Origin of the sequence: Odoribacter sp. N54.MGS-14, from assembly GCF_000980295.1 — a bacterium.
In the GTDB taxonomy this organism is placed as follows: Bacteria; Bacteroidota; Bacteroidia; order Bacteroidales; family Marinifilaceae; genus Odoribacter; species Odoribacter splanchnicus.
Genome location: NZ_LARL01000020.1, coordinates 37,144 through 45,031, shown reverse-complemented (window position 1 = coordinate 45,031; position 7,888 = coordinate 37,144). Strand labels below are relative to the sequence as shown.

7 protein-coding genes are annotated in these 7,888 nt (G+C 43.5%); 4 read left to right on the top strand and 3 right to left on the bottom strand.

What is annotated here, in order from left to right:
• From WS42_RS06370 to gcvP, 4 genes are all read left to right on the top strand, one after another.
• On the top strand, positions 1-446 hold a 446-nt coding region (locus WS42_RS06370; protein WP_046450869.1), incomplete at its 5' end, for a porin.
• 16 nt (positions 447-462) lie between these two features.
• On the top strand, positions 463-1,200 hold the full coding sequence (locus WS42_RS06365) for a hypothetical protein (protein WP_022159836.1): 738 nt from the start codon (positions 463-465) through the stop codon (positions 1,198-1,200).
• 23 nt (positions 1,201-1,223) lie between these two features.
• Positions 1,224-2,357, top strand: a complete 1,134-nt coding sequence (locus tag WS42_RS06360; RefSeq protein WP_022159835.1) for a Rid family hydrolase — start codon at positions 1,224-1,226, stop codon at positions 2,355-2,357.
• Between the two features lie 487 nt (positions 2,358-2,844).
• Complete coding sequence (gene gcvP / locus WS42_RS06350; RefSeq protein WP_046405069.1) at positions 2,845-5,730, top strand: aminomethyl-transferring glycine dehydrogenase; 2,886 nt, start codon at positions 2,845-2,847, stop codon at positions 5,728-5,730.
• A 69-nt stretch (positions 5,731-5,799) separates the two neighbouring features.
• Here the strand turns inward: gcvP and WS42_RS06345 are convergent, their stop codons facing one another.
• The 3 genes from WS42_RS06345 to WS42_RS06335 are packed head-to-tail and all read right to left on the bottom strand — an operon-like array spanning position 5,800 to position 7,817.
• Complete coding sequence (locus tag WS42_RS06345; protein ID WP_013612132.1) at positions 5,800-6,333, bottom strand: RsmD family RNA methyltransferase; 534 nt, start codon at positions 6,331-6,333, stop codon at positions 5,800-5,802.
• Positions 6,324-7,163 (bottom strand): DUF3822 family protein, encoded by an 840-nt coding sequence (locus WS42_RS06340; protein WP_013612131.1) that lies wholly within the window; start codon positions 7,161-7,163, stop codon positions 6,324-6,326. Before WS42_RS06340 ends, WS42_RS06345 begins: the two co-directional genes overlap by 10 nt.
• 9 nt (positions 7,164-7,172) lie before the next feature.
• Entirely contained in the window at positions 7,173-7,817 is a 645-nt protein-coding gene (locus WS42_RS06335; RefSeq protein WP_022159833.1) for a hypothetical protein, read from the bottom strand.
• Positions 7,818-7,888: the final 71 nt, after the last annotated feature.

Here is a 7,888-nt window from a genome sequence, read left to right as displayed (position 1 = left end):
TCGGTATATCGGCTTCTATGAATGTAGAAAGTGAAAATGAAAGTACGAACGATTTCCGTGCAGGAGCAGAGTTTGCTTTGTTGAAAAACCGGCTTTACTTGGCTGGAGAGATGTATTATATGCATGTTGGGTTTACCGATCGTCAGAAAATTTCAGAAGATTTCAATTATCTCGGTGGATATGTTCAAGGGGGCTATTTTGTGATCCCGCGTTTACAGGCAGCCGTCCGCTATGATTTTTTCAACCGGAATGGGATGGATGAAGATGGTTTGTTGAATATGCCTGCTGTGGGAATGAATTATTTTTTCAAAGGATGTAATCTGAAACTGCAGGCGATGTATCAGTATATCGGCCGTACCGGGCATGCGACAGAACTAGACCGCGATAACGACGATTTGGGGCTTGCCATGCATTCCGGGACGATTTTACTCCAATATACATTTTGATTCAAAATGATAATCTATGAAGAGGTATCTTTTGTATATGTTGTTGTTTTTAACGTGGAGCCTGATCGCGTGTGATGACGGTAAGATTTATGACGAGACGGTTATCGTGACGGGAGAAGGACGTACGTTGAAACTGACCGGACAGATTACCGGAGTCGAAAGCTGGCCGGAGGAATATAGCGTTGTCGTTGCCGGATTCGGAGACGGAGAATTTGCAGTTGCTTCAAAATCGGTACCGGCATCGGCTGCCGATGGTGAAGAGCTTGAAGTAACCTTGTCGGGTATCAGTGATGAAGTGAAGCAGGTGGAACTCTGTGTCATAAATAAGCTGAGAAGGAAGATCGTCAGTTTTTATCAGTTGGATTGTAGTACTATTTCCGATACAATAAAGATGGAAGTGGGAACGATAAATGCCGGAATGTTTCATTGCATTCAACAAGAGGTTTTTAATAATTCCTGTACTACCTGTCATGGGGGAAGTACTTCGGCAGGAGCCGGACTTTATTTGACGGAAGGTAAAAGCTATACGGCCTTGGTAGGAAAAAAAGCTGTAAAAGATAAGGCTGGCAGCTTGTTGGTGAAACCCGGAGAAGCTTCAGCTAGTTTTTTGCATAAGGTGTTGAATACCGATGTCAGTAAAGGTTGGCGGATCGATCATTCCGATCTGGGCCTGATGCCGGCCTTGCTTACCATGATCGATAATTGGATTGATGCCGGAGCTGTGGAGGACGAGCCTATTCTACCTGCAGAGTAATTTAAAAATCAGAACGATAGATTATGGAAGTAAGAACGATACATTACCCTTTGTGGCATACGAGTGTACAAATCAGTGCTTTTATCCCCCGGCAAGGGGTTGCTGAATATATGGCGATGGTTATTCCTGAACCGGGAGTCGGGGATTTTGCCGTACAACTGGAGCATATCCGGTCGACGATAGAATATCTGCTGACCGAAGAATGGCAAGGTGACGTTTTACCTTTACTGAAACGTTATTTCATTAGTGATGCGGCTAATCAGGAACTTCTCCTGAAGGCTATGCGCCCGGAGAAATGTCTGGAAGCGATTTCTGTCGTGCAGCAACCTCCTTTGAATGGTGCGAAGGTCTGTTTGTGGATGTGGTTACGCAGCGGGGCCGGGTTACCCGTATGCCGGCATAATGGATACAGTCATTACTTTACAGTCGGCATGTCTGAAAATGAAGGAGATTCAGAACAACAGACACATACTCTTTTAGTTCGTTATGAAAAGATGCTGGACTCCTGGGGACTGAAATTGGCGGATCAATGTATCCGGACCTGGTTTTTTGTCCGTGATGTCGATGTGAATTATGCCGGAGTGGTAAAAGGAAGAAAAGAAGAATTTGTACGTTTGGGATTGACCGAGAAAACACACTATCTGGCTAGTACCGGTATTCAGGGACAGATTGCCGATTCCCGTAGTTTGGTGTTATTGGATGCTTATGCTGTGGATGGCTTGCAGGCAGAGCAGATTCGTTTTTTGCATGCCCCGGAGTATCTGAATCCTACTTATGAATATGGGGTGACTTTCGAACGGGGAACGGCAGTGGAATACGGTGATCGTAAGCATATCTTTATTTCTGGTACAGCGAGTATCGACAATCGGGGGGAAGTTGTTTATCCAGGGAATATTGCGGGGCAGACGCGCAGGATGTTACTTAATATCGAAGCTTTGTTGAAAGAGGCTGGAAGTAGTTTAGCCGATCTGGCCCAAATGATCGTTTATCTGCGGGATATCGCCGATTATCCGATTGTCCGGGATTTGATGGAACAACAATTTCCCGATGTTCCTAAAGTGATTGTTCTGGCTCCCGTATGTCGCCCCGGATGGTTGATCGAAACAGAATGTATTGCGATTAAAGCAGGAGGAAATCCGGAATTCAGGAATCTATAAACGAATTGTGCATTTCATGGTTGGAAAAACCGGAGCGAGAAATGAAAGGCGGCCAGAACCCAGAGTAAAGTGTTGTGTTATATGAATGTCGGAATTTCCGAAAGAATTGGTGTATTTTTTGAAAAGGGCAGCAAGTTGAAAAAGGAAAGGAACTCTGGGTTCAGCTTATGCCATTCGTTTTATGATATAACGATTAGTGTGCCATAATTGAGGTTTGTGGTTTAAGTTGTTGGTTATCAGTGGATGACCGTTTTCTTGAAAAAATAGAGATGTGTAGAATTTTTCTACAATGTAAAAGGATATTTTCTACAATTGTAGAATTTTTCCACAATTGTACTGAATTGGGAGGCCTGATTTTCAGAAAAGACAGGAGGAAGGGAATGTTTGAAAATTTTCCGGGAAATATAGATTAGATATGCCGGAATATCTTTAATTTTACACGCCTTTAATTTTGAAAACGTTTTCAATTAATTTTAATGATATAACAATGGCTAAAGAACAATTTTTAGGAAGACATGTCGGCCCACGTCCGGAAGATGTAGAGGAGATGTTGAAGGTGATCGGAGTGAAGTCTGTCGACGAATTGATAGAACAAACAGTACCGGCATCCATCCGTTTACAGGAACTGTTGGATTTGCCTGCTCCTTTGACTGAAGATGAGTTTTTAGCTCGGATACGGGCTGTCGCTGCTAAGAATAAACTATATCGTTCGTTTATAGGACAAGGATATTACGATACCATTTCTCCGGCTGTTATTATCCGGAATATATTGGAAAATCCGGCTTGGTATACTTCTTATACTCCTTATCAGGCCGAAGTATCCCAGGGACGTCTGGAAGCTTTGCTGAACTATCAGACCATGATTATCGAACTGACAGCTATGGAGATCACCAACTGTTCTCTGCTGGATGAAGCGACTGCTGCGGCAGAAGCAATGACTATGATGTATGCTCTGCGGGGAAAGGAAATGAAGAAAGCCGGAGCAAACAAGTTGTTTGTAGATAATAAAGTATTCCCTCAGATTAAAGATGTATTAGTCACACGTTCTGCTCCTCAGGGAATCGAACTGGTTTACGGAGATTACGATACTTTTGAATTTACTCCGGAAATATTCGGAGCTTTAGTACAATATCCTGCTGCTAACGGTGCGATCCGGGATTACAGAGCTTTTGCCGATCGGGTACATGCCAATGGTTCTCTTTTGACTGTTGCCGCCGATTTGATGAGTTTGGTATTATTGACTCCTCCCGGAGAGTGGGGGGCCGATGTGGTTGTCGGTACTTCGCAGCGGTTCGGTATCCCGATGGGATACGGTGGTCCTCATGCTGCCTACATGGCTACTAAGGAAGAATACAAACGGAATATTCCGGGACGTATTATCGGTGTAACGATCGATGCTCAAGGAAATAAAGCATTGCGTCTGGCTTTGCAAACCCGTGAACAACATATCAAACGTGAAAAAGCATCTTCAAATATCTGTACAGCCAAGGCATTGAATGCTACGATGGCTGGTTTCTACGGTGCATGGCACGGTCGGGAAGGTTTACAGCGGATAGCACGGCATATCCATTCGGCTGCTGTTATTCTGGCGGAAGAAATTAGTAAATACGGCTATCAGCTGAAGGAAGGAAAATTCTTCGATACGATCCGTTTCGTGCTGCCGCAGGGAGTGACTCAGGAAATGATTCGGGAAGTAGCTTTGGAACATCAGATCAATCTGTTCTATTGTGCTTGCGGAACGACTGTCGGATTATCGACCGACGAGAAGATCAGTGAAGCTGAAATCAATGAGATCATCGGTATTTTTGCCGAAGCTGCTGGGAAGAAAGCTGAGAAAGTGACTTTCCTGGACGATTGCACCGTACTCGATCCTGACATGTTGCGGGAGGATGAGTTTATGGCTCAGCCGGTATTCAATATCTATCATTCCGAGACGGCCATGATGCGTTATATGAAGAATCTGGAACGCCGGGATATCTCTTTGGCGACCTCTATGATTTCTTTGGGCTCTTGTACGATGAAATTGAATGCCGCTGTAGAGATGATGCCGATCACCTGGCCTGAATTCGGAGGTATGCATCCTTTTGTTCCGTTTGATCAGGCGGAAGGGTATCAGCAAATGATCCGTGAAACGGAACAAATGCTGGAGAAAGTGACCGGATTTGCAGGTTGCAGCCTGATGCCGAATTCCGGTGCTGCCGGTGAATATACCGCTCTGATGGTATTACGTCAATATCATATTTCCCGTGGAGAAGGTCACCGGAAGGTGATGTTGATCCCCGCCTCCGCTCATGGTACGAATCCGGCTTCCAGTGCTATGGCCGGTTTGCAGATTATCGTAACGGCTACCGATCCAGAAGGAAATATCGATGTCGAAGATTTTCGGGCTAAAGCGGAAGCGAATAAAGACAATCTGTTCGGGGCTATGATTACTTATCCTTCTACCCATGGTATTTTTGAAGAATCAATCCGGGAACTGGTGAAGATTATTCATGATAACGGTGGACAGGTCTTTATGGACGGAGCGAATATGAACGGTCAATGTGGTTTGACAAGTCCCGGATTTATCGGCGCCGACGCTTGCCATTTAAATTTGCATAAGACGTTTGCTATGCCTCACGGTGGTGGTGGCCCGGGTGTCGGTCCGATCTGTGTGGCTAAACACCTGGTAGATTTCTTACCTTCACATGCAGTGGTGAAGACTGGCGGAGAACAAGGAATACATGCTGTGTCAGCCGCTCCTTATGGCTCGGTGAGCATGCTGCCTGTGACCTATGGCTATCTGTTGATGCTCGGAGCAGAAGGTTTGAAGTACGTAACTGAAATGGCTATCCTGAATGCGAACTATCTGGCTTCTTCATTTGAAAAGCTCGGCTTTAAAATTTTGTTCAAAGGCAAACAGGGACGCGTAGGTCATGAAATGATCTGGGATTGCAGCGCTTTCAATAAAGAATATGGTATTTCCGAGCTCGATATTGCTAAACGGTTGATGGACTTCGGTTTCCATGCACCGACCCTGTCGTTCCCGGTACATGGTACTTTGATGGTGGAACCGACTGAAAGTGAACCGAAAGAAGAACTGGATCGTTTTATCGAAGCACTGAAGACAATCCGCGAGGAAATGTGTGAGGTAGCCGAAGGAAAAGCAGATAAAACCGATAATGTACTGAAGAATGCTCCGCATACGCATAAGGTTCTGACAGCTGACGAGTGGACTCACACTTATCCGCGTAGTAAAGCGGCTTATCCGCTGCCTTGGGTGGCTGAGAATAAGTTCTGGCCTCAAGTAGGACGCGTAGACGATGGGTATGGCGACCGCAACCTGATGTGTACCTGCGATCCGCTTTACGATTATGTGAACGACGAAAATTAAAGATCGGTCGATCATATTTTAATCCCGGGACGGTTGAAGCCGAATCCCGGGATTTTTTTGCGAAACAACCTATCTGAATAACGAAAAGTTCACGCTGCCGTATTGCCGGTGTTCGGAAAAACGGGGGTGACTGGAAAAGTCGGTGTTGGCCGGATGTTCTATAATAGCAATCCCATTTTCGGCTAACAATTCATTATCGAAGATTGCGGCAGGGATATCGTCGATTTTATCCAACTTATAGGGAGGGTCGGCGAAAATCAGGTCGAATTTCCGTCCTTTTAATTTTTTGCAAGCGATAAAGACATCGGTTTTATAGATTTTTATGTGCTTAAAACCCAATTCCTTTGCAGTCCGCCTGATGAACATATAATGTTTGTAATTCTGTTCGATGGAGACAATCTCCCGGGCACCACGGGAAGCAAATTCATAACTGATACTGCCGGTACCTGAGAATAGATCAAGGGCGGAAATATCTTCCAGGTCCATATAATTGGTCAGTACATTAAACAAATTTTCTTTGGCAAAATCGGTCGTCGGACGGGCACTGAAACTCTTGTCGGGAAAAATCTGCCGTCCTCGGTGAGAACCACTGATTATTCGCATTTGTGGATATTTAGCAAGTGGATAAAACTGGAATTATTCAATTCATTATTCCGTACGAGCTGGGACAATGGGGCGCAATTCAGGATAGATACATTCGGGATGTATTTATTCATGAGCGTCAGTAAATCCGGATCGTTGACCAGATTGCCCGATAAGGAGGTATGCACGTTCTCTTTATCGATATGACATTGTTGCAGACAATTCAGGGTGTAATAAATCAGGTCAGTCACCGAACCGTAATCAAAAGAATTGAACAACAGTACCTCGTTGTTCTGAGTCAATAATAAATCGAAATACCGATCGTGTATGTCGATAAATAGATGATTGGTATTGAATTGAATGCTTTCGATAGCTTGAATGATAAAAGCATAAGCATTATTGACGATACACAGCGAAGCATAACGGGAGCTCAGAAAATTGACGAAACTACGTGGGAGTACTTCGACCAGGTAACTTTCGATCGCTTTGATTTTCCGGTATAATAAGATATCGTTTTTCTGAGGTTGCAGGCAGATCCGGTACATATCTCCCAAGGTATTCTTATTGAACACATGGGCGGGCAACAGGATTTTTTCTTTTTGGCAAGGTAGAATATATACTTTTTTATATTTTAAATTCAATAGTTCATCTTCCACCATGATTTTTTTTACCTTGGCAATGACGGCATCCTGGCTATCCAACTGGTAAGGCTGGAAAAAAAACACCAAAAGCTGGTGATTATGATTGTGGACACAAAATGAAAGTCCATCCGTCGAGTAACGGATGGACAAAATATATTGTGAAGAATTTTCTTTTATGAAATTACTGTCAATATAATATACGTTCTGCATGCAACTACATTATTCCCAGTTACCTACGTTATTATTCGCTTCTTTCAGGTCACCGACTTTCAGCCCCGGATATTTCTTCAGCCTTTTTCTTTCACCGTTTTCCTGAAGGATTTCATCTTTGTATTGATCTTCGATGTCTTCAAAGATATAGGTATTGGAAATCCAAGCTTGGAAAAGAGGGACTTCTACTCCTGAATCGGTAAACATAGAAGAGGCACCCATATTGAATTGATATTTCCGTTTCGTGAAAGGCACATAACGGAGATCGTCGATCGGGTAATCTTTATTGAAAATGGTTTCTAAAGCGCCTTGTTTTACAGTGTCACGAACAATCCGCCCTTCTTTGATAGCCTGAGCTTCGGTAATTCCTTTTTCCAGGTCTTCGTCGCTCAACGAACCGATTGAACGAACAACTTTTACCGAGTCGTATTTGATGAAATTGATCAGAGTGTCAAAACTACCGGTATATTTTCCATATACTCCTTTATAAGCTTCCTGAGCTGTACGGATATCTTTCAGACGATCGGCAATTCTCGCATATCTCTGTTCTTTTATCACTTTAAATTGTTGAGGAATCTTAATACTTTCGTAGCATTTATAGCCAAGAAAAATAATAATTCCGGCAAGGATAATCTGAATAATAAGCTTTTTCATATTTAACGTTATTTTTGTATGATATTAATGCATAAATTTTCATCAGACCTGTGAGGTTGATCCTAATTTCG

Excerpts from the sequence above, each read along its gene's own strand:
- WS42_RS06365 (WP_022159836.1), top strand. The coding sequence starts at position 463 with ATGAAGAGGTATCTTTTGTATATGTTGTTGTTTTTAACGTGGAGCCTG.
- WS42_RS06360 (WP_022159835.1), top strand. The coding sequence starts at position 1,224 with ATGGAAGTAAGAACGATACATTACCCTTTGTGGCATACGAGTGTACAA.
- gcvP (WP_046405069.1), top strand. The coding sequence starts at position 2,845 with ATGGCTAAAGAACAATTTTTAGGAAGACATGTCGGCCCACGTCCGGAA.
- WS42_RS06345 (WP_013612132.1), bottom strand. The coding sequence starts at position 6,333 with ATGCGAATAATCAGTGGTTCTCACCGAGGACGGCAGATTTTTCCCGAC.
- WS42_RS06340 (WP_013612131.1), bottom strand. The coding sequence starts at position 7,163 with ATGCAGAACGTATATTATATTGACAGTAATTTCATAAAAGAAAATTCT.
- WS42_RS06335 (WP_022159833.1), bottom strand. The coding sequence starts at position 7,817 with ATGAAAAAGCTTATTATTCAGATTATCCTTGCCGGAATTATTATTTTT.